This is a genomic window from Bacteroides sp. AF29-11 (assembly GCF_003602895.1).
Classification (GTDB): domain Bacteria; phylum Bacteroidota; class Bacteroidia; order Bacteroidales; family Bacteroidaceae; genus Bacteroides; species Bacteroides uniformis.
Genome location: NZ_QTLY01000010.1, coordinates 25,577 through 49,471 on the forward strand (window position 1 = coordinate 25,577; position 23,895 = coordinate 49,471).

At 44.1% G+C, this 23,895-nt stretch carries 19 protein-coding genes; 9 read left to right on the forward strand and 10 right to left on the reverse strand.

Annotated features, from left to right (window positions below; genetic code table 11):
* Positions 1-107 precede the first annotated feature (107 nt).
* Together DWZ03_RS16955 and DWZ03_RS16960 are read right to left on the reverse strand one after the other, a co-directional pair.
* Entirely contained in the window at positions 108-860 is a 753-nt protein-coding gene (locus DWZ03_RS16955) for a LytR/AlgR family response regulator transcription factor (RefSeq protein WP_005833286.1), read from the reverse strand.
* Between the two features lie 132 nt (positions 861-992).
* Positions 993-3,023 carry a histidine kinase gene (locus DWZ03_RS16960; RefSeq protein ID WP_119957951.1) on the reverse strand — a complete coding sequence of 677 codons (2,031 nt, stop codon included), beginning with the start codon at positions 3,021-3,023 and terminating at the stop codon, positions 993-995.
* Between the two features lie 345 nt (positions 3,024-3,368).
* On the opposite strand from DWZ03_RS16960, the gene DWZ03_RS16965 reads away from it, so the two are divergent.
* The 7 genes from DWZ03_RS16965 to DWZ03_RS16995 all read left to right on the forward strand — a co-directional run bounded on the left by DWZ03_RS16965 (position 3,369) and on the right by DWZ03_RS16995 (position 12,076).
* Positions 3,369-4,814, forward strand: coding sequence for a serine/threonine protein kinase (locus tag DWZ03_RS16965; RefSeq protein ID WP_120130432.1), 1,446 nt, complete (start codon positions 3,369-3,371; stop codon positions 4,812-4,814).
* Entirely contained in the window at positions 4,801-5,571 is a 771-nt protein-coding gene (locus tag DWZ03_RS16970) for a BACON domain-containing protein (RefSeq protein ID WP_005830094.1), read from the forward strand. The genes DWZ03_RS16965 and DWZ03_RS16970 overlap by 14 nt, the downstream gene beginning before the upstream one ends.
* Before the next feature lie 72 nt (positions 5,572-5,643).
* Positions 5,644-6,468, forward strand: coding sequence for a double zinc ribbon domain-containing protein (locus DWZ03_RS16975; RefSeq protein ID WP_016273066.1), 825 nt, complete (start codon positions 5,644-5,646; stop codon positions 6,466-6,468).
* Positions 6,469-6,480: 12 nt separating this feature from the next.
* Positions 6,481-7,755 (forward strand): FHA domain-containing serine/threonine-protein kinase, encoded by a 1,275-nt coding sequence (locus DWZ03_RS16980; protein WP_005830090.1) that lies wholly within the window; start codon positions 6,481-6,483, stop codon positions 7,753-7,755.
* 16 nt (positions 7,756-7,771) lie between these two features.
* Positions 7,772-9,514, forward strand: a complete 1,743-nt coding sequence (locus tag DWZ03_RS16985; RefSeq protein ID WP_120130433.1) for an FHA domain-containing protein — start codon at positions 7,772-7,774, stop codon at positions 9,512-9,514.
* An 8-nt stretch (positions 9,515-9,522) separates the two neighbouring features.
* Positions 9,523-10,581, forward strand: a complete 1,059-nt coding sequence (locus tag DWZ03_RS16990; RefSeq protein WP_044467752.1) for a PP2C family protein-serine/threonine phosphatase — start codon at positions 9,523-9,525, stop codon at positions 10,579-10,581.
* Between the two features lie 16 nt (positions 10,582-10,597).
* Entirely contained in the window at positions 10,598-12,076 is a 1,479-nt protein-coding gene (locus tag DWZ03_RS16995; RefSeq protein ID WP_005833302.1) for a serine/threonine-protein kinase, read from the forward strand.
* Between the two features lie 59 nt (positions 12,077-12,135).
* Here DWZ03_RS16995 and DWZ03_RS17000 read toward each other — a convergent pair whose 3' ends face one another.
* A complete protein-coding gene (locus DWZ03_RS17000; protein WP_057087163.1) occupies positions 12,136-13,266 on the reverse strand; it encodes a DUF2027 domain-containing protein in 1,131 nt (376 codons plus the stop codon).
* Between the two features lie 127 nt (positions 13,267-13,393).
* Between DWZ03_RS17000 and DWZ03_RS17005 the strand changes: the two genes are divergently transcribed.
* Entirely contained in the window at positions 13,394-14,623 is a 1,230-nt protein-coding gene (locus DWZ03_RS17005) for an S-adenosylmethionine:tRNA ribosyltransferase-isomerase (RefSeq protein WP_087331621.1), read from the forward strand.
* A gap of 5 nt (positions 14,624-14,628) precedes the next feature.
* Complete coding sequence (locus DWZ03_RS17010) at positions 14,629-15,132, forward strand: NUDIX hydrolase (RefSeq protein ID WP_005830075.1); 504 nt, start codon at positions 14,629-14,631, stop codon at positions 15,130-15,132.
* Between the two features lie 16 nt (positions 15,133-15,148).
* Here the strand turns inward: DWZ03_RS17010 and DWZ03_RS17015 are convergent, their stop codons facing one another.
* From DWZ03_RS17015 to fmt, 7 genes are all read right to left on the reverse strand, one after another.
* Positions 15,149-16,504: an alanine/glycine:cation symporter family protein gene (locus DWZ03_RS17015; RefSeq protein ID WP_120130434.1), complete on the reverse strand. Its 1,356-nt coding sequence runs from the start codon at positions 16,502-16,504 to the stop codon at positions 15,149-15,151.
* 99 nt (positions 16,505-16,603) lie between these two features.
* A complete protein-coding gene (gene glmM / locus DWZ03_RS17020) occupies positions 16,604-17,992 on the reverse strand; it encodes a phosphoglucosamine mutase (protein WP_120130435.1) in 1,389 nt (462 codons plus the stop codon).
* 25 nt (positions 17,993-18,017) lie between these two features.
* Entirely contained in the window at positions 18,018-18,629 is a 612-nt protein-coding gene (locus DWZ03_RS17025; protein WP_005830068.1) for a DUF4827 domain-containing protein, read from the reverse strand.
* 103 nt (positions 18,630-18,732) lie between these two features.
* Positions 18,733-19,770 carry a DHH family phosphoesterase gene (locus DWZ03_RS17030; protein WP_120130436.1) on the reverse strand — a complete coding sequence of 346 codons (1,038 nt, stop codon included), beginning with the start codon at positions 19,768-19,770 and terminating at the stop codon, positions 18,733-18,735.
* A gap of 86 nt (positions 19,771-19,856) precedes the next feature.
* Complete coding sequence (locus DWZ03_RS17035; protein ID WP_120130437.1) at positions 19,857-21,893, reverse strand: ComEC/Rec2 family competence protein; 2,037 nt, start codon at positions 21,891-21,893, stop codon at positions 19,857-19,859.
* A 58-nt stretch (positions 21,894-21,951) separates the two neighbouring features.
* Positions 21,952-22,602 carry a ribulose-phosphate 3-epimerase gene (gene rpe, locus DWZ03_RS17040; protein WP_117749098.1) on the reverse strand — a complete coding sequence of 217 codons (651 nt, stop codon included), beginning with the start codon at positions 22,600-22,602 and terminating at the stop codon, positions 21,952-21,954.
* Positions 22,603-22,867: 265 nt separating this feature from the next.
* Positions 22,868-23,839 (reverse strand): methionyl-tRNA formyltransferase, encoded by a 972-nt coding sequence (gene fmt / locus DWZ03_RS17045; protein WP_120130438.1) that lies wholly within the window; start codon positions 23,837-23,839, stop codon positions 22,868-22,870.
* Positions 23,840-23,895: the final 56 nt, after the last annotated feature.

Genomic DNA, 23,895 nt, shown 5'->3' on the forward strand with positions numbered 1-23,895 from the left:
TTGATAAATAAAAAGGCATTGGACTTTAGAGGTTCAATGCCTTTTCTTTACGTCAACGCCACCAAAACCTGCGGCGTCAACTCCCTAACCAAATAATTCTTATCACTTTACAAGCAGAATCTGTCTTGCAGCTCTTTCTTATACTTTCTGGAAACCAGCAGTTCCGTCACTTTGTCAAATGGTGGATAAAGCATGCATTTGCTATCCTTTATAATCATCAGATAATCAATATTGATAATATACGATTGATGTATCTGCACGAAACTGGATGAATATTGAGTAATCTGCTCAGCAGTCATTCCGCGACGCAACACCAACGGCGGCTGGTTGTTTAGTATCACCTCCCATTGTTTGCGCTCGGAACAATAGCGAAAAAAGCCGATTTCAGCCGGACGCAACGCACGCATATCATTAGTTGGCGTAAATACGATAAATGTCTGTCCGGTATGCAACGGTGCACCAATGGGATATGACATTCTCTGCCCAGCCTCTGCCTGCTCTACAAAACGCGCAAGAATATCCCGCAACTCCTGCTCTTCAAAAGGTTTCAGCAGATAGTCGAACGCAGCCTCCCGGATAGCCTGAATCATGTACTTATCATAAGCCGTATAGAAAACAATCCGCATATTCCACGAAACACTGTCACGTATTTCCTGCAGTAATTCCATTCCAGTCATGTCCGGCAGTTCCACATCCAAGAACAACAAATCCGGCTGTACCTTGGCAATGAGTTTTTTCCCTTGTTTACCATTACGGGCAGTTCCTTTCAAAAAGAAGCGTGCATCCTTTCCCAATTCAAAACTCAGATTCTCAAGAGCCACCTCATCGTCGTCAACTATTGCAACCTTATATTTATCCATGTTCCTTTTATGTTTTTCTTCTCGCGAATATATACATAATCCTACTCCCATACAAAGCAATAGAAGGCCATTTACGGACTATTTATCCGTAAACATGCCTATCCTTGCAAAAAATAAGATTAAACGGTTCTTTTAAATTCCGTAATCGTAGTTGTCAGGCAACCAGAAAGTCACCTCACAGCCCATCTCACCACTCTGTAGAGAGACATTGTGTACTGAAACATCAATGGCCTCCTTGTTCTTATTGTTGAGAATCTGAATGGTCTGCATAATGACTTTCATTCCCGTCCCCGTGCCCCGGTTCCGACTGTCCGGACGATAACCGCCACCATTATCCGTTATCTTTATACAGATACCGTTTCCCCGGCGACAGACCGAAACCCAAAGATTACGTTCACCTTCCTTCTCGCGCAACGCATGCTTCACTGCATTTTCAACCGGAATTTGAATCATCATAGACGGAATCCTTATTTGCTCCGGCTGCACATCCTTTTCTATCTTCAGTTCCGAATGAAAATCCGGACCTAAAGAACGGCGTTCCAGATTAATATATGTTTTCACAAAATCCAGCTCCTCTGCCAAGGTTACACACAGTTGTTCCGCCAATTCCAGATTGCGACGCATCAGTTTTACCAGCGACGAAAGCTCTTGCTTTTCTTCCACATTCCGCTCCGCCATCTCCCGGTTCAGCACATTGAAGATGAAATGAGGGGACAAGCGGTTACGGATATTCTCCAGACGAAGTGTAGAGACTGTGCGATGATTCCGTGCAAGCAACAAAGCACGTTTCTTTTTGCTGTACAGATAAAGGAAAACCGCCGTCAATATAGATACAACAGCTACAGCAAACACGACAAACTGTGTCTGCCTCAGCACCAGCACCTCGTTTTTCTGCTCTTGAAGCAAAACCCGATGTGCCATCAAGGTAGAATCCTGCTGATAACGCAAAGTCAAGTCTGCCGTACGCATCCGGACACGCTCATTCCTGATAGAATCATCAAGCTGGTTGTTCCTCTGCAGATAGTGATAAGCCCTCTTGTAGTTGCCGGTTTCCTCGTAAAACTGCTGAAGGTATTTATTACGGATATGTACCATATCAGGGTCGATGCCCGGAGGGACTACACTCTCGGACAATAAACGACGTGCCTCTTGAAAGTCTTTCTGAAGCAGAGCCAATTCTATTTTCTGCGTATCGATATAATATAGTGCAGTACTTACCCCCATTTCCTCAAAAAAAAGTTGGCATTCATTTATATATTTAACAGCCAAATCAACCATATTCAGTTGAAGATAACAGTCTCCTAAATTCAACCTCCCCAGATTAAGTTCAAAACTCATATCAGCATATCCTTCGACTAAATCAATAACCTTTTGGAAATATTTTATCGCTGTCTGGTAATCCTCCCTATAATAGTAAGAAGTCCCTCTATTATTCAAATAAATATATTTTTCATAAGGTAGCATACTGTCATAGCTTTCTCCTGCTAGATTATAATAGTAATCACACTGTTCAAAATCACGCATGGTAACATATACTTGTGCCAAACCATAATAAATGGGAGGTTTCTTGGTAGAAGCTATATGCAAAGAGTCGCACATCAATAAAGCTCTCCTATACCAAGCTGCCCCTATATCCAATTTTCCTAAACGGTTATTCGCATCAGCAAGATTCATCAAAATATCCGGCACCACTTCAATCCTAGTCCCTCTCATCCGTAATTCATAAGCCTTCCGGAAACAAATTTCGGCAGAATCCATATTCCCAACACGTGCAAAGATATTTCCCTTCATATTGAAACATTCAGACTCCAAATCTGCCATTTGAGAAGAACTATGCTGCCTTTCTATAAAGTCATGTATCTGCTGGATTACGATTTGTGCCGAATCAAGCTGTGAAGTAATCAAATATGTTTTCAGTGTCATTGCCAGATAATTATACTTGACCAAGCTATCCTTTGCCTCTTCCATCTTTTGAAAAGCCTTCAACCTTACCTTTCGGGGCACAATGGCCACAGAATCTCCATTTATATGGGAAAAATCCTCAAAAGCTCTCATTTCTGTGTATACGTCCTCTTTATCTCCGGGCGCACAAGCTCCTAGAAGCACAAACCCTAATATCCAATAAATATAAAATCGAATTCGCTTATCCATCCTCTCTCCCATGTTTCTCGTAATTAGATTATTTATTCAATACATCTGCAAACTTAAAATATTTTTGCGAAATACCGTCAAGCATAAGGCGTATTTCTCAACCACAAAAGAGCATACGCTACCGCTTTATTAAAACGAAACAAAAAATCACATCATAGTACAATATTTAGCTACATAAGCCATTAAAACAACATTTTAGTACATTTCAAACTTTTTCTCATTTTCTTATTTACATTTTTATTAATTACTTTGTGGATAAAGAATTGCGAATATACTCAATCAAACAAAATAATACAATCACACAAAGAAAGGCTGTTTCCAAAAGAAAACAGTTCTTTTACATAATTTATAAGTTCTATGTTAGACAGTGGACAAATCATAGCAGATAGATACGAGCTACTCAAACAACTAGGAAGAGGAGGATTTTCTGAAGTTTGGCTGGCACAAGACAAACTTACGGATGTTAAGGTCGCCATAAAAATATATGCTCCGGGGATGGGGCTTGACGATGCGGGGATATCCCTTTTCACACAAGAGTTCTCCCTCGTATTTGATATGAATCATACCAATTTACTGCATCCTACTTATTATGACTGCTGGGAACGGATGCCATACCTGATTTTGCCTTTTTGCAAAAATGGTTCGGCCTTCCAATACCTTACTGACAACAACCGGATAACAGAAACGGAAAGCTGGCATTTGCTCCATGATGTTGCAGAGGGACTGGCTTATCTTCATGCAAAAACTCCCCCGGTTATCCATCAGGATATAAAACCCGATAATATTCTGATTAATGATGAGAATAGGTATATGATTACGGATTTCGGAATCAGCGCACGGATTAGAAGTACATTACGCAGGAACCAAGGCCAAGAATCCAGTGGAGGAACTTTGGCCTATATGGGACCAGAACGTTTTGGTCCATCTCCCGCCCCTATTATGGCCAGTGACATTTGGTCATTGGGAGCAACAATGTATGAGCTTCTAACCGGTATGCCGCCCTATGGTGATCATGGAGGCGTATTGCAAAAAAACGGTGCAGACATTCCACTTATCAACGAAGACTTTTCTCAAGAATTAAAGGATATCATTTACAAGTGCCTTGCCTTAAATCCATGGGACAGACCCACAGCCAGACAAATTGCAGACTACACTTCCCAACATATCAATGGAAGTCCCGTCCCCTTTAGTCTGTCAAACAACAGCCATGATACTTTGCAAGAGGAAGAGGACAAAACCCATGAGGATTCCATTAGCGCACACTCTTCTGACATAAATAAGATGTCACTCTATCAAGACAAAGGGAAACGCAAAAAAGTTATAGTCGTAGCAGCAATCACAGCTATATTCGCAACAATTGTCATCATCTTTTCGCTAATAAGCGGCAAAGAACCAATAGTGGAATCCATACCGGAACCGACTCCAACGATTGATTACGACAAAATGTGTCTGTCAATCATTCAAGAAGGCGAAAACTCTAAAATACAAGGAGATGTTTTCCGATTTGACATTGACACTTTAAAGCAAAACAATGATTCCGTATTTGAGGATTTTTACATAAATGCCATTGGCAAATACCGACAAATAAATTATTACAAAGATTCCATCTCCGCAAAAATATACTTAAATGCAACAGAACTGAAACAGCAAGTAGAGGCCATACTGGATTCTGCCTATCATGTTTTTAAAGAAAAGGCAAATATCATGAAAGACCTTGACCAAGCCGTAGCAGCCCAGACTTTTGAAGACCGTGCAAAAAAAATAGAACCATATATAAACATAGACAACAATGAAAATGAATAAACTTATCAGACTGATTGTTTTAGCGTTCGCTCTCTCTATGCCAATAAGTATATGGGGGCAATGCGCCTCCATCTATCAAAAGGGAGAGACATACATGAAAAGAGGAAGATACAGAGACGCTATTAAAAGTTTTAAAGCAGCCATGAAATGCGACAGCAATCTGGAGCAAGCATGCAAAAATAAAATCAAAGAGTGTGAGGAAAAAATAAATCCCGCTCCCAAGCCAGCGCCTCCTGCCGAAATCACCAGACTTACCATAGACAGAAAAAGCCTGGAATTTGGGTGTGAGACAAAGACTGCAGAAAGTATAAAAATAGAAAGTCTTCCAGAACAATGGACTGCAATATCAGATGCAGACTGGTGTCAAGTGACTCCCGGTGAGAAGAAACTCTCCATAAGCTGCCAGACCAATTGGCTGACTACCGAACGTAAAGCCACCATTACAATCAGTAATGAAAAGATGAAAGCTACGGTCAGTGTTACCCAAGGTGGCCAAGAAGAATTCATTAATATCGCATTAGATAAATTGGAATTCGGCTCCAAAGGAGAAATTAAGGAACTGCAAGTAGACTCCAATGCCGAATGGGAAGTTGCAGATATTCCTGAATGGTGTGAAGCTATAGCAAAAGACCGTGGCAAACTCATTCTAAAAGTGGGAAAAACCAAGAAGGCCAGAGAAGGAACTCTCATAGTTAAAAGCAAAGGAGGAAAAATATCTTCAATTATTCTCTCCCAGAAAAAGGGAGGTCTATTCTAAATTCATGGTAAACCGACAATGGTGAGAAACTCTGATTTATACAAAGTAATTCCATTATTAAAGTAAAATCTTATGAGATGTATGAATTGCGGTTGGGACAACCTTTCCAACACAACAGTATGCCTAAAATGCGGGCAACCTTTGCGAATGCCGGAGAATTATGCCAATAGTCAGGACATTTTTATTTCAAAAGAAGGCCATGGAGAAGCTATACCCAAACCGACAGTATTGAATGTCAGCTCCAATGAAGAAAAATGCAGAAAAACTGTGGTGTTTTCCACAACAAATGAAGAAGAGAATCATTCTACTGTTGTACAGCCAATTATAGAATGTCCCAATTGCAATTACCCGGTAGTAGGAGATTTCACAAGTTGCCCTTGCTGCGGAACTCCATTAAAAAGAGCAAACATATCAACAAACAATGAATACAAAACAATAAGAGTAGAAGAGGAAGTACCTTCCGTTTCTGAAGAGAAAATGCTCTGTCATGAATGTGGAAGTAAGATAGCAATAACCTGCTCTTTTTGCCCGAACTGCGGTGTCCGCGTACATCGGCCAACCATACGCCGACAAATAAAGAACATCACAGAGACAGAACCGGAAACCAAACCTCACTGTTCATTAACAATTATACCGGAAGAAGAAGAGAACATTCTTCCGGAAAGATTTGAATATGAAGGGAACTCCATCATCTTGAACCGGGAAAATACAGAAATGTCTAATCGTACAATCACCTCAAAGGAACAAGCTGAAATAGTTTTCGATGATGGTCATTGGTATCTGCTTGACCGAAGTATGCTTCAAACGACCTATATCCAGGTAAACAGAAAAATAGAAATCATACCGGATGATATCATTGTACTAGGTGACCGAAGATTCAAGTTTGAATGTGACTAAATATAACCTCTTGTGAATAACCGGACTGTCGACAGATGTGATTATAATGTAGGGGAATATATCAATAACCGTTATAGGGTTTCCCAAACATTAGGCGAAGGTTCATTCGGTAAAGTATATCGGGTTACGGACAGCGCAAGCAAAGATTATGCGCTTAAACTACTGAGATTATGGGAAGTTCCTCCTGAAATACGTAAACCATTAATGGAACGTTTCGAGATGGAATTCAAAACTGGGCAAATTGATTGTGACTATTTAGTGCGTTCATTGGACTACGGTACAGTTGGAGGCAACCCTTATATTGTAATGGAATACTGTTCCGGAGGAGATTTAACACCTTATTTAGGTTCTGGAAGCAGTAAGATTCCTCTAATTTGCCAACAAATTCTAATAGGTTTACATGCTTTGCATACCAGAGGCAAGGTTCACCGTGACCTAAAGCCGGAGAATGTCCTTTTCAAGAGTAACGGAATCGCTGCGTTGACAGATTTCGGTATAGCAGGGGATAGAAACAAACGTATGACTGAACGCAATATTTTTGGTAAACCCAACCAAATCTTCGGGACTTATGCATATATGCCGCCAGAACAAGTGAACCGCATGCGAGGTGAGGCCACTGTCCTACCCACTACGGACATTTTTTCTTTTGGAGTATTAGCCTTTCAATTATTAACTGGCAGTTTGCCCTTTGGCGAATTGAGCAGTCATAATGAATTGGCACTATACCAGAAACGTGGGAAAAATGGAGATTGGAACCGGCAGAAATTGACACAGTTGAAACATAGAGAGCAGTGGCAGCAACTCTTTGCAGGATGTCTTAATCCAGATTTCAAAAAACGTTTCCAGTCTGTGCAAGAGGTGTTGGAACACCTGCCAGCAATAAGCCAAGTCCCTATGGAAAGAGGATATTGTCCACCGCAAACAGTCAATGGTTTCTGTATACGTATTATGCAAGGTGAAGAGTACGGAAAAATATATCAATTAAGTGAACTTATAAAATATGGCAATAGAATCCTTACTATCGGGAGAGAACGCGACAATCTGCTACATATAACAGAACAGCAAAGTGCCTATATATCACGCCATCATTGCACAATAGAAACAAATCCCGCCACTGATAAATGGATTATTCGAGACGGGCAATGGCAGAAGGAGTTAAAGTTGTGGCAGGAGTCTAGTAATGGGACTTATGTCAATTCCACCCAAGTCACCAAACAAGGGCATATACTGAAAATTGGAGATATCATCTCCATTGGAGATGTAAAAATGAGATTTGAAAACTATTAATTATATATCAAGTAGTATGGATACACAAAATTACAAACGTACCTTAGCCGGCTCAGTAGGGGCTGGTATGGGGGCATTAATGGGTGCTTCTGGTAGAACTTACTTTATTTTGGAGCACAAGACCTCTTCAAAGTATCATCAAGCGGGAGAATCCCAAAAAATCATTGTCGACCAAGTAGAATTAGGTAGAGACGCTTCCTGCCAAGTACGCTTTGATGAAAGTTTCGAAACAGTTAGCCGCAAACATGCTGCAATTGTACGCGACGGTGAAAACTGGAAACTTATCCACCTTTCACACTCCAATCCGACATTGGTCAACGGACATCCTATAAATGGGTCCTACTATTTACAAACAGGAGATGAAATACAATTATCCGTTGGCGGACCACGCTTGGGATTCATTGTTCCACAAGGTCGCCAAGCATTAACTTCCAGCATTGGATTGACTGAGAGAATGAGCCTTTTCCGCAAACAAGCCTTACGCCCCTACAAGACCGCATTAACAATCATGGGAATTGTTTTCGTACTGGCGGTGGCAGGATTGGCTGCCTGGAACTACAGTTTAGGTGTAAAAAATGATTTGTTGGCACAGAAGACAGAAGAACAAGAACTTCAACTGAAAGGATACCAAAACCAATTGGATTCACTGGGAACCGAAAGGGCATCTCTAGAAGCACAGCAACGGGAGTTAGAGGCCAAATTACGAAACAGTGACGGTAACGCAGAGGCCTTAAAAGCACAGTTGGACAACGTTAATGGTCAATTAAAGAATGTCAATGCAAGTTTCTATAAGGTCAAATCAGACTTGGACAATCTCTCAAACAGCATAAGCACTAAAAGCATTGAGAATTCAAGCAATGCCATTAACGCAAATATACAAGAAGGCACCAGACTCTCCAAAGACCAATATTATGAAGACCCTGATATAGCAGATGAACAAGACAGTAATGCTTCAGGAGATTTGAAAGATTATTATGATTATATCTATACAATTAAAGTCGACCGTATTGAAATCGAATATAATGGAACAAAGTTTGATCCGGGCATACAAGTTTCAGATATAATCTGCGGAACTGGCTTCATGCTATCAAACGGAATGTTTGTAACAGACAGACAGAATGTCGAGCCATGGATATACTCCAACACAGAGTGGAAAGACCCATGGCGTAAACTATTGGCTGTATACAAAGGAGCAGGATGTAATATCATTATCCATTACCGCGCATACAGTACCAAAGGAACTGGAAAGCCTCTGACATTTACCAGTAGCGATTTTGCCAAAGACGGACGAAATGATGTACAAGTGACCGAAATAGAAGTAGATAAATCCATCAGGGTACAACTAAGGGAACATGGGATAAAATTGACCTATACACGTAGGAAATATATCAGTGTCAGCATTGTTACCCCTGCTGCCAACAGTTGGGCATACATTAGAGGAAAAGGCGTTTATGGTGAGGGATTGCCTTACGACATTACCGCCGCAGACAACATGAGTGGAGGTACAGAAGTTCAAATGGTGGGCTATGCAGGTTATGCTGATATTCATAATCTTACTCCGGCTCATTTCAATGACCATACCAATATAGCCGACACAAAATATGAGACTACCATATTACAGAATCGTGTGGCAGAGCCCGGTTATTATGGTTCTCCAGCATTCCTTCTAGAAAATGGTTCTTACAAAGTAGTGGGTTTCATGGTAGGAAGCATAGAGGGTAAGGATCGTTTAGTTCCAATCAGAAATTTAATACATTAAAATTAAACATGTCCGAGATAAGCATTAAATTAGCGGCAGGTACCAATGTTGGTTTAGTCAGGAAAAACAACGAAGACAATTTTGTTGTCAATCGTGATTTATGCCAATCAGAGTGGATTATCCCCCAATCGATAGAGCCCATTTCTTTAGGACGGTATGGCAGCATATTGGTAGTGGCCGACGGAATGGGCGGCACCAATGCCGGAGAAGTTGCTTCTGCCATAGCCATTGAGACGGTGCAAAATGCATTCACCCCCGAGAATTTAGGAGATATCGTTACGCAGGAAGGCATTGTTACCTCAGAAGAAGCCGTTGAAGAATTTCTGAGCAGAACTGTCAAAACCGCTGATTTAAATATTGTCAATGCAAGTAAAGAAGATAGTAGTACCCAGGGAATGGGTACTACTATTGTCATTGCTTGGATATTGAACGATAAAGCCTATATCTGTTGGTGTGGCGACAGTCGTTGTTATGTATTCAATGGCAATTCAGGTTTTTGCCGTTTATCTAAAGACCATTCCTATGTACAAGATTTAGTAGATCAGGGAAAACTAGATCCTGAAAATGCGTTTGACCATCCTTACAGTAATATCATTACCCGCTGTTTGGGAGACCCGACCAATCGTTCCAATCCCGATTTCCGTTCCTATAATTTAAAGGATGGCGATACTCTCCTACTGTGTAGTGATGGGTTATGTGGTTTATGCCACGACGAAGAGATAATGCAAATTATAGAAGAGAACCAGGATGATTTAATGACATGCAAGGATAGGTTGATAGAAGCTGCTCTTGAAGCAGGTGGATATGACAATATTACGATTGTGTTATGCCACATCATGCTACAGGATACCGAGCCCAAAGTAAAGTTGAATAATACAGTGTTCAGCAAACCCAACCACCACAAAATCCGGAAAATTCTTCTGTTACTCCTGGTACTGGCTTTAGCGGCAGGCTTCTATTTATATAGAAATCCACAGCAATATGCAAAATGGAAAACGATACTATATCAGGCAGATACGGTTCTAGTTACAGAGACAGACACTACTAACACTACCCTAACAGATTGATTACTATTGTGAAACTATGCAACTGAAAAATGGTGATATATTTGCTGAACACTATCAGCTGAAGAAACTATTAGGAGTCGGAAGCTTTGGTGAAGTCTGGCTTGCCCGAAATATATTGGCAGATGTAGACGTTGCCATAAAGTTGTACGGACTGTTGGATGACAACGGCATAAAAGATTTCCGGGAAGAATTCAAACTTGCCTACAAATTACACCATCCCAATCTACTGCACCTTAATCATTTTGATGTTTTTGGACAGTGCCCTTTTTTGGTAATGCCTTACTGTCCCAAAGGGTCCTCAGCGAGCTTGAAAGGCAAAATGTCTGAAAAGCAAATCTGGCGCTTCATACGCGATGTATCATGCGGATTGATGTTTCTTCATAATCAGAATCCTCCTATCATTCATCAAGATATAAAACCCGATAATATTTTGATAGGGGATGATGACAAATTCATCATCTCAGATTTTGGCATCAGCCGTAAACTGGAGCATACTTTTCGTAAAAGTATCAACAAAGTAGAAAGTTCCGGAACACTTGCCTATATGGGACCAGAACGTTTTGCAGAGAAACCACTGATTGTGGCTACCAGCGATATATGGTCTTTAGGGATGAGTGTTTATGAATTATCCACTGGTCTTGTATTATGGGAAGGTATGGGAGGTTGTGTCCAACTGAATGGTGCACATATTCCAGCATTAGATGAGAAATATTCTTCCCAACTGTCCCAGTTTGTTCACGCATGCCTTGCCCTCAACACTTGGGACCGCCCCACAGCCCAACAAGCCTATGAGTTTGCTTGCTCCATACTAAAACAAACAAAGACAGACTCTCCTTCAGTACAGCTGAAGCCTATTGCTCCACTTTTTCCTAAAACAACATCACCACGCCTTAAAGAAAAGTTCTGTCCTTCGAACATGCATAAACGCATAGCAGGATGGACCGGCCTTGGTATAGTATTGATTCTATTGCTTGTCAAAGGAGGTTCCATATACTTTAGACACCTTGAAGAAGAGCGCAAGTACGCTGCATGCCGTACAGAAGAAGACTACAGAGATTTTCTAAAAGAATACCCCTCCTCATCTCATGCAAACTTTATAAAACAATTTTTGGGAAACAAGGTAAATCCAATCTCCCCAATAAATAGAGAAGAAAACATCGTTATGGACTCGGTAAAAACGGATACTGCAAAACTTGAACAGTTCCAAGAGGAACCTAAAAAACAGATTGTCCACCCGCATCCACAACCTTCTTCACAGCCAGTTCTTCCCATTACTGATATAAGAGAAGTCAGAAGAGAAAATGAAGAACGCCTCTTCTATAGTTGCCAGTCGGTAGCAGATTACGAAGAATATTTGCGAAAATATCCCAAAGGCAGGTTTGTACACAAAGCCAAAAGAGCAATCCAGCAAATAGAATCAGAAATGATGCAGTCCAATCCTTCCACTCAAGAAATACACATAAGGAAAAATACAAGAGTCAATGTCAGACTATAAATAATGAATAGGGCATTCCAATGTTTGAACTGCCCTATTCACTATTCAAATACTTGATTTTATTTAATCGTCACCATCGTCGCCCCAAATCCATACTCCTGGAACGAAGCATCCTGATGGCGGCAGTCAGGATATTTACGTTTCAGCTCGTCCAGCAAGGCTTTACGCAGCACTCCATCTCCCTTGCCGTGAATAAAGACGATGCGTTGTTCGCGCTTTTTTTTGTATTGTTCCATCACTTCACGAAACTTATCCAGCTGGTAATTCAATATTTCGCTGTTGCTCATACCGCAGGTGTCATCCAGCAACTCGCCGATATGCAGGTCAATCTCGACAATCCCATTCTTGCCACCACGCTTGATGACCGTCTGCGGTTTGGACGGAGTATCTGCCGTTTTTTTCTGTATCAAAGCCTCCTTCAGTTCCTCTGCCGAAACATACACCTGCTTGACAGGCTGGTCATTCCGGACAATATCATACACCAAGGCCGGTGTTTCAAAGAAAACCGTCTGCTGGAATGTATGCAGTTTATAGAACTTTACCATATCTATGCGGACTTCCACACTGACAGCCGGTTTCATTGTGAACGCACGGTTATCTTTGAATGCCACCAGCTGTACCATCACACGTTCACGGTCGTTCAACTCGGACTTTTCGAACTCCTCCAGCAGAAGTTTCGTATTCGGCTCTATCAAACCATGCGAACGGGCTGTCCAGGACTTTCCTTCGGCACTCGAATAGGTATAATACATATAATAATTACTATCGTTCACCAAATATGTCTCGAAAGGTGTAGTGCTGACAGCCTTGATATCCTCCGGAACAAAAGCCAGAAAAACATTCAAGATATCTCCACCTTTCATCTCGGGCTGACGATAAACAGATATCTGCGGTTTCTCCAAACGGACCGATTGAGGCTCTGAAACCTGAGACTCCATAGCAGACGGCCTTGCCGCAGTAGCGGCCGTGCGCAATTGTTGCTCTTCTTCCCGCTTCTTCTTGGCAGCCGCTTTGGCTGCCGGAGTGGGGATATTATAATCATCGGTCTCTATCACCACACATTCGTTTATGGGCATCGGTATGTCAAAACCGTCGGCATCTTCCACCAACACGATGTTTTTCCCTTGAAATCCTGTCACAACACCGCCCCCAACTTCGCTGAGGAAACGAACTTTATCTCCTATCTTCATAGTAACTTATCTTTTAGTTTGTCTTTTCCTACTTTCTTCCTGCAAAGTTAGGAATTATTTCCCTTATTCTTCAAATCTTCCCAAATATCCGTACCTTTGCAGCCGATATTATAAAGAGAAAGCCATCATGAAAGAAGACCCCAGACATATCAGAATCAGCGAATTCAACTACCCGTTGCCGGACGAACGCATTGCAAAGTTCCCATTGTCCGTACGTGACCAGTCCAAACTGTTATTGTATCGCCACGGAGAAGTTTCAGAAGACAGATTCACTTCACTGCCGGAGTATCTGCCATCGGGAAGCCTGATGATATTCAACAATACCAAAGTCATCCAAGCACGCCTGCATTTCCGGAAAGAAACGGGCGCACTGATTGAAGTATTCTGCCTGGAACCCATACAGCCGAACGACTACGCCCTCAACTTCCAGCAAACCGAGCATGCCGCCTGGCTCTGCATGGTCGGCAACCTGAAAAAATGGAAGGAAGGCATGCTGAGACGTGAGATGACCGTGAAAGGCAAGCCACTCACCCTAACCGCCGAACGGGGCGAATGCCACGGAACCAGCCATTGGATAAATTTCCGCTGGAATAATCCGGAAGTGACTTTTGCCGACATTCTCGAGGTCTTCGGTGAATTGCCCATCCCCCCCTACTTGAACCGGGAGACCCAGGAAAGTGACAAGGAGACTTACCAGACTGTCTACTCCAAAATCAAAGGTTCGGTGGCTGCCCCTACAGCGGGACTGCATTTCACCCCACGCGTATTGGACGCATTGCGCAATAAAGGAGTAGAATTGGAAGAGCTGACACTCCATGTGGGAGCCGGAACCTTCAAACCGGTGAAAAGTGAAGAAATAGAAGGGCACGAAATGCATACGGAATACATCTCTGTCTCGCGCAACACATTGGAAAAACTCATAGTACACGGCGGCAAGGCAGTGGCCGTAGGAACAACTTCAGTGCGCACATTGGAAAGCCTTTATCACATCGGAGTCACTTTACTGAATAATCCAGAAGCCACAGAGGAAGACTTGCACGTCCACCAATGGCAACCTTATGAAATGTCTGCCAAGGCCACCGCCACCTCTGCAGTAGAAGCCCTGCAAGCCATTGCTGCCTATCTGGACAGACATAGCATGGAGGCTATGCATACCAGCACTCAAATCATTATCGCTCCGGGATATGAATACAAAATCGTGAAGGCTATGGTGACTAATTTCCACCAACCGCAAAGTACCTTGCTGCTGCTCGTATCAGCTTTCGTACACGGTGATTGGCCGAAGATTTACAACTATGCACTGGCACATGATTTCCGCTTCCTGAGCTATGGAGATTCATCATTATTAATACCCTAAGCACAATGAACCACGATAACAATCAAGAGATGTTCCCCCTTGTCGACGAACAAGGCAACATCACAGGTGCCGCCACCCGTGGCGAATGCCATAACGGTAGCAAACTGCTTCATCCGGTAATCCATCTTCATGTATTCAATTCCAAAGGTGAGTTGTATCTACAGAAACGTCCCGAATGGAAAGACATACAACCGGGGAAGTGGGACACCTCCGTAGGCGGACACGTCGATTTAGGTGAAAGTGTAGAGATGGCGCTAAAACGCGAAGTACGCGAAGAGCTCGGCATTACCGACTTTATTCCCGAAACCGTCATGCATTACGTCTTCGAGTCTGCCCGCGAAAAGGAACTGGTCTTCGTACACAAAACTGTCTACGACGGTGAAATACATCCCAGTGACGAGCTGGACGGAGGACGTTTTTGGAGCCCCGATGAAATCAAGGCAAATATCGGCAAAGGTGTATTCACCCCGAATTTTGAAGGAGAGATAGGAAAGGTCATCAACTTGTAGTGGAAGCTGCTTTCTATCAGTTCGCAAAATATTCCTTCATCTTTCTCCTGACCCGTGGAGCAAGTAACAGCAGTGACGTCATCGTAGGCAATGCCATCAAGGCAAAAGCCAAATCCATGATGGCAACCACTGCTCCCAACGGAATCATGGCAGCCACAACAATCATCACCAAATAGAAGTAGTTATAATACTTGGCATTCTCCGCACCAAACAAGAAGTTGGTGCACTTCAGTCCATAATACGAATAAGAGAACATGGTAGAAAAGGCAAAGAAAAAGACCATCACCATCAACAGATAATGCCCATAGCCGGGAAGGAGCTGCTCAAAAGAATTCAAAGCAATATAAAGGCCTTTTATGCCTCCTTCCGACGCATAGTTTCCAGCTATAAGAATAGGGAAGGCCGTCAATGTACAAACAAGCCCCGAGTCGATGGCCGGTCCAATCATGGCTACCAGCCCCTCACGAATGGGATTGTCATTACGGGAGGCGCCATGCATCATAGAGGCCGTACCTACGCCTGCTTCATTGACGTAGGCAGCACGGCGGGCACCAGTCAGTGCAGTTCCCAAAATTCCACCGATACCGGCTTCCAGGCTGAAGGCAGACTGGAAAATGGAAGCCAACACTCCCGGCAACTTATCAAAATTCAAACAAAGAACAACGAAGACAAGCAGCATATAGCAAGTAACCATCACCGGCACTATTTTAGCCGAGATAACCGAAATGCGCCGGATGCCACCGATAATGACCGCCCCTACCACCAGGCTGATGACAACACCCATCACAAAACGCAGGCCGAGTGTATTCTCTATTCCTGCCGGAGTAGTAAATACCGTAGTGACAGACTCGACCAACTGATTGGCTTGCATTACACACAACGTACCTATCAACCCCACCACCGCAAAGAAATAAGCAAACGGTTTCCAGCGTTCGCCCAACCCATGAAGAATGATATACATCGTCCCCCCTTGCGGTTCTCCGGCAGAATCGTGCCCTTTGTACATAATGGCAAGAGCCCCTTCAAAGAATTTGGTGGACATACCCACAACGGCACTTACCCACATCCAAAAAATGGCTCCAGGACCTCCTACCGTAATAGCGATAGCCACCCCCGCAATATTCCCCATACCCACTGTTGACGCTATGGCGCTCATCAAGGCCTGGAAAGAACTGATTTGTCCTTCGCCCGCCACTTCCGATTTATAGCGCAAGGCCTTTATCGAATATCCGATGCGGCAGAGGGACACAGCTCCGGAATAAAAGAACAAGAAAAGTCCTCCCCCTATCAGAAGGATAAATAAGGGATACCCGCAGACAAAGTCACTGACAGTGGTTATTGCTGAGCCTATAGAATCTAAAATACCATTCATAGTAGTAGTTTGATGGAGGAGTTCATGGGAAGGTTTAAAAAAAGTCCCACTTCTCTTTCACGGGAAAGTGGGACATTCATTATAACATTTCGTTCGGCCTTATTTAGCCAGGTCTTCAATCACCTTCATAATCTGCTGGCCGATTTCCTCGGCAGCCTCCGGTGTGGCAGCCTCACTATAGACACGGATAATCGGTTCCGTATTGCTCTTACGCAGATGAACCCATTTGTCGGGGAAGTCAATCTTCACACCGTCTATATCATTGATTTCTTCATTCTTATACAGCTCCTTCACCTTGGCAAGAATAGCATCTACATCTGTTTCAGGAGTCAAGTCTACACGATTCTTTGCCATGAAGTATGCAGGATAGGATGCACGGAGTTCGCTCACCTTCTTACCTTCGTGTGCCAGATGGCTCAAGAACAAGGCAATACCTACCAAGGCATCACGTCCATAGTGGCTGGCCGGATAAATTACCCCACCGTTTCCTTCGCCACCGATAACGGCACCTACTTCCTTCATTTTGGTAGTTACATTCACTTCACCTACGGCAGAAGCGTAATATTCTTGCCCATACTTGCGAGTTACATCGCGCAAGGCACGGGTCGAACTCAAATTGGATACCGTATTGCCCGGAGTATGTTTCAATACGTAGTCGGCAACAGTAACCAGTGTATATTCTTCACCGTACATCTTGCCGTCTTCGCAAATCATTGCCAGGCGGTCTACATCAGGGTCTACAACAAATGCAACATCTGCCTTCCCCCCTTTCATCAGGTTCATGATGTCACCCAAGTTCTTTTCCAAAGGCTCGGGATTATGCTGGAAGTTACCGGTCGGTTCGCAATAGAGCTTCTCTACGTGCTGAACGCCAAGTTGTTCAAGTAGTTGCGGCAGAATAATACCACCTACAGAGTTTACACAATCGATGGCTACACGGAAGTTTGCCTTTCGGATAGCTTCCACATCTACGAGGTCAAGTGCCAATACGCTGTCGATGTGTTTCTGGTTGTAGCTTAAATCCTGACGGTACGAGCCAAGTTGGTCCACTTCGGCATAGTCGAATTCTTCGGCGGCGGCAATGTGGAGTACTTCCTGGCCTTCGGCAGCGTTCAGAAATTCGCCCTTTTCATTCAGCAGTTTCAACGCATTCCACTGCTTGGGATTGTGTGAGGCAGTCAGAATAATACCTCCACTGGCACCTTCCATGGTTACAGCCAGCTCGGTAGTCGGAGTAGAAGCCAAATCAATATCCACTACATCCCAGCCCATACCCATCAAGGTACCGACTACTACGTTCTTGACCATCTCGCCAGAGATGCGGGCATCACGCCCTACCACGATTTTGTTACTTTTTACAGTACACGTCTTACGAATCAGGGTAGCATAAGCTGAAGTGAACTTCACAATGTCGAGCGGATTCAATCCCTCGCCAGCACCACCGCCAATTGTTCCGCGGATTCCAGAAATAGATTTGATTAGAGTCATAGGTTAATGATTTAAAATTTATCGGTTAGTTCCAAATTTGGAGTTTATGTAAATCGTAATAATAAGGATGAACGTCCCGCATAGCATCCGACTGTCCCATCTTGGAAGGAACAATCAGCTTCACATGTGCTCCGTTACGAATATAATTCAACGCAACCAGCCAGCCAGCAGGTACAGACGAACCATGATATATAAGCATATAGCCTTGAGTGAAAAGTCCGGCAATAGACGAAGAAGTAACAGAATATCTAAACTCATCCACAACAGTCGGACTATTCATATTGGTTATATACGATTTCACCCCTCCAACAGCTATCAACCCTTGTTCTTCAAAGCGCACCAAAATCAAATCATTCGGTTTAACTGTATCTGCAGGATTCGTCGAACCTTTATCCACAATCTGCATATACACCCCGCTTGCCAGCTGCACATACTCATTCCTGCTTACATCCGTTGTCGAATCTTGCGCATAGAATTCACTTTGAGAAATAACGACAATGCTACTGTCTTTGATAAATGCTTTGATGGCATCTTTTTCTTCCTCAAGCATTTCGGCATAAGTTTTAGAATTATCGCATGCCTGGAAGGCTAAACAAACTGCAAGTAAGGCAAAAAAGAATAAAGTAAGTTTCTTCATTTCTGTTATTTAGTAATTTCGTACAAAAGTATCTGATTTCCTTGAAAGTTGAAAGCTGCGGATAGAAAGTTCGTAACTTTTAACCTTTACAACTGAACTTTTTTTATCCTTTGGCATTCAGCAGCAGTTTGTATTTCTCCAAAGCCTGCTCAAAGACCTTGCGGGCCTCATCCATCGTTCCATAAAATTCACCGCCGGAAGCATTCAAATGACCGCCGCCGCCAAAGAACTCGGCAGCCAGCTGATTGCAAGGGAATGTACCGACCGAACGTAAAGAAATCTTTATCATCGGCTTCTCCGTATCTTCACGCAGGAAGCAAGAGAAAATTACCCCTTTGATGCTTAAAGGAATGTTCACAAACCCCTCACTATCTCCACGTACATAGTCAAATTGGCCTTGTTCGGCTTTAGTCAGGGAAATTAAGGCTGCATGATAGTTTGGATAAACCTTCATTTGTGACAGCACATACCCCATTAGGCGCAAACGGCTTTCTGAATAAGTATTGAACACCTTGCGGTAAATCTCGTCCTTGTCAATACCTTTCGACAACAGTTCGCTGATGATGAAATAGATTTCCCGATTATTGGAATTATAAGTGAACCCGCCGGTATCCGTCATCATACCCGTATAGATGCACTCTGCTCCTTCCCTTGAAATGTCACTGAAATAGCCCATACGGCAAATCAGGCGGAAAACCAGTTCCGAAGTGGAAGATATCTCCGGATGGGAAATGATAATCTTGCAGAAATCCTCCGGATGGAGATGATGGTCTATCAGTATTTTTCTTGCCGGGGATGCAAGAACAGCGTCACCCATGGCATCTATACGATGGATAGCATTAAAGTCCAGACAACAAATGACATCCGCCTCGGCAAGCAGCTTGTCGGCAAACTCCTTGTAGCGGTCGTACAGAAGGATGTCCTTGCTCCCGGGCATCCATTTCAAGAAGTCGGGAAAGGCGTTCGGCACAATAACATTCGCCGTCTTTCCCTGCGAGCTGAAGAAGTGCCACAAGCCCAGAGAAGAGCCGATGGCGTCCCCGTCGGGACCCACATGCGAAACTATTACTATCTTGTCTGCACGGTCAAACCATTTGGTGAAATGGTCTATCTTGGATTGTTCTATTACTTTGGTCAACATATTTTTATTTACTATTTGACGATTGACTATTTACTATTTGGCGTTTATAACAAATTGAAGGGGCAAAAGTACGAAAAGTTTGTGATTTATAACAATATGCGGTAAGAACCTTTTTGAGAAAGAAGAAGATAGGGAATACCTAAGCGAACGCAATCATTGGCAATCTTATTCTGATAATAGTCTGAAAGAGAAGCGTCAAGCACCACCATGCCCATGGAAAAGAGCGAAGTAAGTTCCTCTATCCCACCTTGATACCCCTTGGAGACATACAGATAATCAACTGAAAGGGGACGGGAAGAGTTCTTGTTTCTCCAACGGTTGTCGGAAAGAAGACAGATGCGCTTACCGGCGTAAGAGACAATCTGGTTGCGCATGGATAAGCCGGAAGTGGTATAATCTCCGGCAACCAGTCGGGGAGTCTCCAGACGCAGGCGGTTCCAATGCGGAGAAAGGGCACGGCACAAACGCGGCATATCCGGCAAGCTATCGGTACATGCCAACCAAGAATGACGGTTGTCTGCCATACAATGGACAACGGGACAGCCTCTCACGCTATAAAAAGCAATCCCCTGCCGGGGAGCATTGGACATGATGGAAAGGGAATGCCAGGAAACCACTGCCAACAATGCCAGCAACGCAAAGCAGACTCTACGTACCGTAAGGCGTAGAAAGCCATAATATGCCATCCCCAAGAACAGATAGACGAGCAAAACACCCCATATATCCAGCCAAATATCATCGACAGCAGCGCCGGGAAGATGCTCTATCCAGCGGAGCACTTCATTCTGGACATGTACCAATGCCTCTACTACCCTTGCAAACAGATGTTGTACAAAAGGCAGCGGCGTAAGCATCAACAGAAAGACAGCAGAATACAGAACGAGTGACACCATGGGAATTACCCAAAGATTAGTCAACAGAAAATGAGTGGAAAAACGGGAGAAATAGAAAATGACCAAAGGGGCCGTACCCAGCTGAGCCGCCATGGACACTGTCATAAGTCCCCACAAATATCGCAGGAAACGATTGTCAACCTTCCAAAGGGCATATAACTTAGGCTGTACAAGTACAATAGCTGCAACCGCCGAGAATGACAACTGAAAACCGACATCAAACAACCAGACCGGCTTGCACAGCAGCATCAGGAAAGCAGTTGCCGCCAGCGTATTCAGAGTCAGCGGCTTTTCCGGCTGCAAACCGGCAAACGCCAACAAAGAGAACATGACGACCGACCGCACCACCGAGGAAGACAATCCCGTGAAAAAAGCAAAACTCACCAAGAAAAGGACCAGAAGCAAAAGCAACAAAGGTTTTAACCGCCGCCATCGCCTCCACAAAGGACGAAGCACAAACAAGAGCAAAGCATACAGAAAACCTATGTGCAACCCCGAAAGTGCCAGTACATGGCTGGCTCCCGAAACGGAGTAGGTCTCCACAATATCATCACTCAGTTCCTCTTTATCCCCCACTGTCAACGCAGCAAGTACCGCCAATTCATCAGTTTCAAAACCCAAACTCCGGTATAAGCCAACCACTTTCTCCCTATAATCCAGTGCCACCTGGCTGACAGTGCGAGAGGCATCATGCCCCGTCTTCCGCCAATGTCCGTCAGCCACGTAAGCCGTGCCGCTATAGCCTTTCCGCCTCAGGTAGCGGGCATAGTCAAACTCGTCGGGATTACCATTGTTTGCCGGAGGAACAAGCCGGGTAGATACCAGCAACTCATCACCACGGCGCAAAGTGGCCGTAGCAGAATCTTTCGGAAAATAAGCCAGAAAAAGATGATTTCGGGGGCAACCCGTAACTGTATCCTTCTCTACCTCTCCCAGCAGGGCAACCCTGCACAATATGCTGCGCTCCCTCTCTTCGGGATGCTCGCGGATACAAACCCTATAAACAGCAGTTTTGCCCGAAAAGGGAAATACCGTCTTTCCCTGCTGCCAACTCATCAAGCAGCCCCCCGTACCACCCAAGAAAAGGTATACCGCCGCTCCATACACCCATCCGGTATGCTTGTATCTACCTATAATAAAAAGAAAAAGCAGAAAACCTGCCACATACTCCCATGCAGAAAGCACGTGTGGAAACGCATCTCCACACAAAATACCAACTACCAACGGCATCAACAGTCGAAGGAAAGGATGCCGTTGCCAGCTGTCGATTATCAATCCAGAAGACGGATTACAGATTCCTTAATGCACGGATGGCCTCCTTCGGATCGGGAGCCGAGAAAACGGCATTGCCTGCTACCAGTACATCTGCTCCAGCTTCTACCAGACGCGAACCGGTATCCAAGTTTACGCCACCGTCCACTTCTATCAAGGCCTGCGAACCGGTAACCGTAATCAATTCACGCAACTCGCGCACTTTATCAAGAGAATGCTCTATGAACTTTTGTCCGCCGAAGCCAGGATTTACGCTCATTATCAGCACCATGTATACATCATTAATAATATCCTTCAACAAGGACACGGGAGTTGCCGGATTAATCGTTACCGCCGGCTGCATCCCTGCTTCGCGGATTTGCTGCACCACGCGGTGCAGATGCGGACAAGCCTCGTAATGCACATTCATGACATGTGCTCCCAGAGCCTTCACCTCCGGAATAAACTTCTCCGGCTGTACAATCATCAGATGCACATCCAAAGGCTTCTGCGACAGTTTTGCCACATACTTCAGTACCGGGAATCCGAAAGAAATATTAGGGACAAACACACCGTCCATGATGTCGATATGTACCCACTCCGCCTCACTTTCGTTAATCATTTCAATGTCTCGTGCCAGATAACCAAAATCGGCAGAGAGAATAGAAGGGGATATGATTGGTTTCATAATGTTATGTTCTAAAGTTTACGAACTTTGTTATGTACAAATATAAAGAAAAGATTTAATTCAGCCTAACATTGGAAGTCAAAACTCTCACTGCAAACTTACTGCATACCTTTTGCAGCGTCACTGCAAACGTGTTGCAGTGCTACTGCAAAGCAGTTGCAGTCACACTGCATATTAGTTGCAGCAACACTGCAAAGCGGTTTGCAGTGACGCTGCAAAACGAGTGCAGTAGTTTTGCAGTAGGAAGTTATTGAATGACAATCAGTTATTTCATCACGTATCCTTCCGTCAACCGGAAGCCGCGTAGCAGTTCATCCGTTTTCAGTTTCTTCTTGCCCGGAAGCTGGAGGGAGCGGATGCCGACAAAGCCATCTTCGGCAGCAACGCGGATATAGGTCTTCCCGTCTGTCTGCAAGGTTCCGGGAGCCAGCTGATGGGATTCCCCTATTTTCTCCGTCTCGAAGATTTTTACCACAACAGATTCTCCACCGGGTTGGACCAGCTCCGTCCAAGCGGCAGGATAGGGAGAAAGGCCGCGTACAAAATCGTAAATACGCTTCACCGGGCGGTTCCAGTCAATACGACAAGTATCTTTGAAGATTTTCGGTGCCGGACGCAGTTCACCCACGACGGCCATTTCTTCTTGAGGAATACTTTTCACTGTACCGGCAAGAATGGCATCTACGGTTTCTACCACCAGGCGACCACCCAACAGCATCAGTTTGTCGTGAACGATACCCACGTCGTCCGTATCGGCAATGGGTACCCGTACCTGCTGAATAACCTCACCGGTATCAATCTCATGTTTCAGAAAGAAAGTGGTGATGCCCGTTTCCGTATCACCATTAATCACTGCCCAGTTGATGGGGGCTGCGCCGCGATACTGCGGAAGCAGGGAAGCATGCAGGTTGAAGGTGCCCAATCGCGGCATGTTCCATACCACCTCCGGCAACATACGGAAGGCAACGACTATCTGCAAATCGGCCTTCCATGCACGCAACACCTCCACAAAAGCCTCATCCTTCAGCTTCTCCGGCTGAAGAAGCGGAAGATTATGTTCCAGTGCATACTGTTTCACCGGAGAGAATTGGAGCTTATGCCCCCGTCCGGCAGGCTTGTCCGGCATCGTAATGACACCCACCACATTGTAACCTCCTTCTACCAGGCAACGAAGAGCCTCCACCGCGAAGTCGGGAGTACCCATATATACAATCCTCAAATTCTTCTTTTCCACCATTTCATTTACAATTTACCATTTACAATGTACCATTTGCGAGGCAGCTCATTTGCCCA

Coding starts and splice junctions, on each gene's coding strand:
- DWZ03_RS16955 (WP_005833286.1), bottom strand. CDS start 860: ATGGATAAATATAAGGTTGCAATAGTTGACGACGATGAGGTGGCTCTT.
- DWZ03_RS16960 (WP_119957951.1), bottom strand. CDS start 3,023: ATGGGAGAGAGGATGGATAAGCGAATTCGATTTTATATTTATTGGATA.
- DWZ03_RS16965 (WP_120130432.1), top strand. CDS start 3,369: ATGTTAGACAGTGGACAAATCATAGCAGATAGATACGAGCTACTCAAA.
- DWZ03_RS16970 (WP_005830094.1), top strand. CDS start 4,801: ATGAAAATGAATAAACTTATCAGACTGATTGTTTTAGCGTTCGCTCTC.
- DWZ03_RS16975 (WP_016273066.1), top strand. CDS start 5,644: ATGAGATGTATGAATTGCGGTTGGGACAACCTTTCCAACACAACAGTA.
- DWZ03_RS16985 (WP_120130433.1), top strand. CDS start 7,772: ATGGATACACAAAATTACAAACGTACCTTAGCCGGCTCAGTAGGGGCT.
- DWZ03_RS16990 (WP_044467752.1), top strand. CDS start 9,523: ATGTCCGAGATAAGCATTAAATTAGCGGCAGGTACCAATGTTGGTTTA.
- DWZ03_RS16995 (WP_005833302.1), top strand. CDS start 10,598: ATGCAACTGAAAAATGGTGATATATTTGCTGAACACTATCAGCTGAAG.
- DWZ03_RS17000 (WP_057087163.1), bottom strand. CDS start 13,266: ATGAAGATAGGAGATAAAGTTCGTTTCCTCAGCGAAGTTGGGGGCGGT.
- DWZ03_RS17005 (WP_087331621.1), top strand. CDS start 13,394: ATGAAAGAAGACCCCAGACATATCAGAATCAGCGAATTCAACTACCCG.
- DWZ03_RS17010 (WP_005830075.1), top strand. CDS start 14,629: ATGAACCACGATAACAATCAAGAGATGTTCCCCCTTGTCGACGAACAA.
- DWZ03_RS17015 (WP_120130434.1), bottom strand. CDS start 16,504: ATGAATGGTATTTTAGATTCTATAGGCTCAGCAATAACCACTGTCAGT.
- glmM (WP_120130435.1), bottom strand. CDS start 17,992: ATGACTCTAATCAAATCTATTTCTGGAATCCGCGGAACAATTGGCGGT.
- DWZ03_RS17025 (WP_005830068.1), bottom strand. CDS start 18,629: ATGAAGAAACTTACTTTATTCTTTTTTGCCTTACTTGCAGTTTGTTTA.
- DWZ03_RS17030 (WP_120130436.1), bottom strand. CDS start 19,770: ATGTTGACCAAAGTAATAGAACAATCCAAGATAGACCATTTCACCAAA.
- DWZ03_RS17035 (WP_120130437.1), bottom strand. CDS start 21,893: ATGCCGTTGGTAGTTGGTATTTTGTGTGGAGATGCGTTTCCACACGTG.
- rpe (WP_117749098.1), bottom strand. CDS start 22,602: ATGAAACCAATCATATCCCCTTCTATTCTCTCTGCCGATTTTGGTTAT.
- fmt (WP_120130438.1), bottom strand. CDS start 23,839: ATGGTGGAAAAGAAGAATTTGAGGATTGTATATATGGGTACTCCCGAC.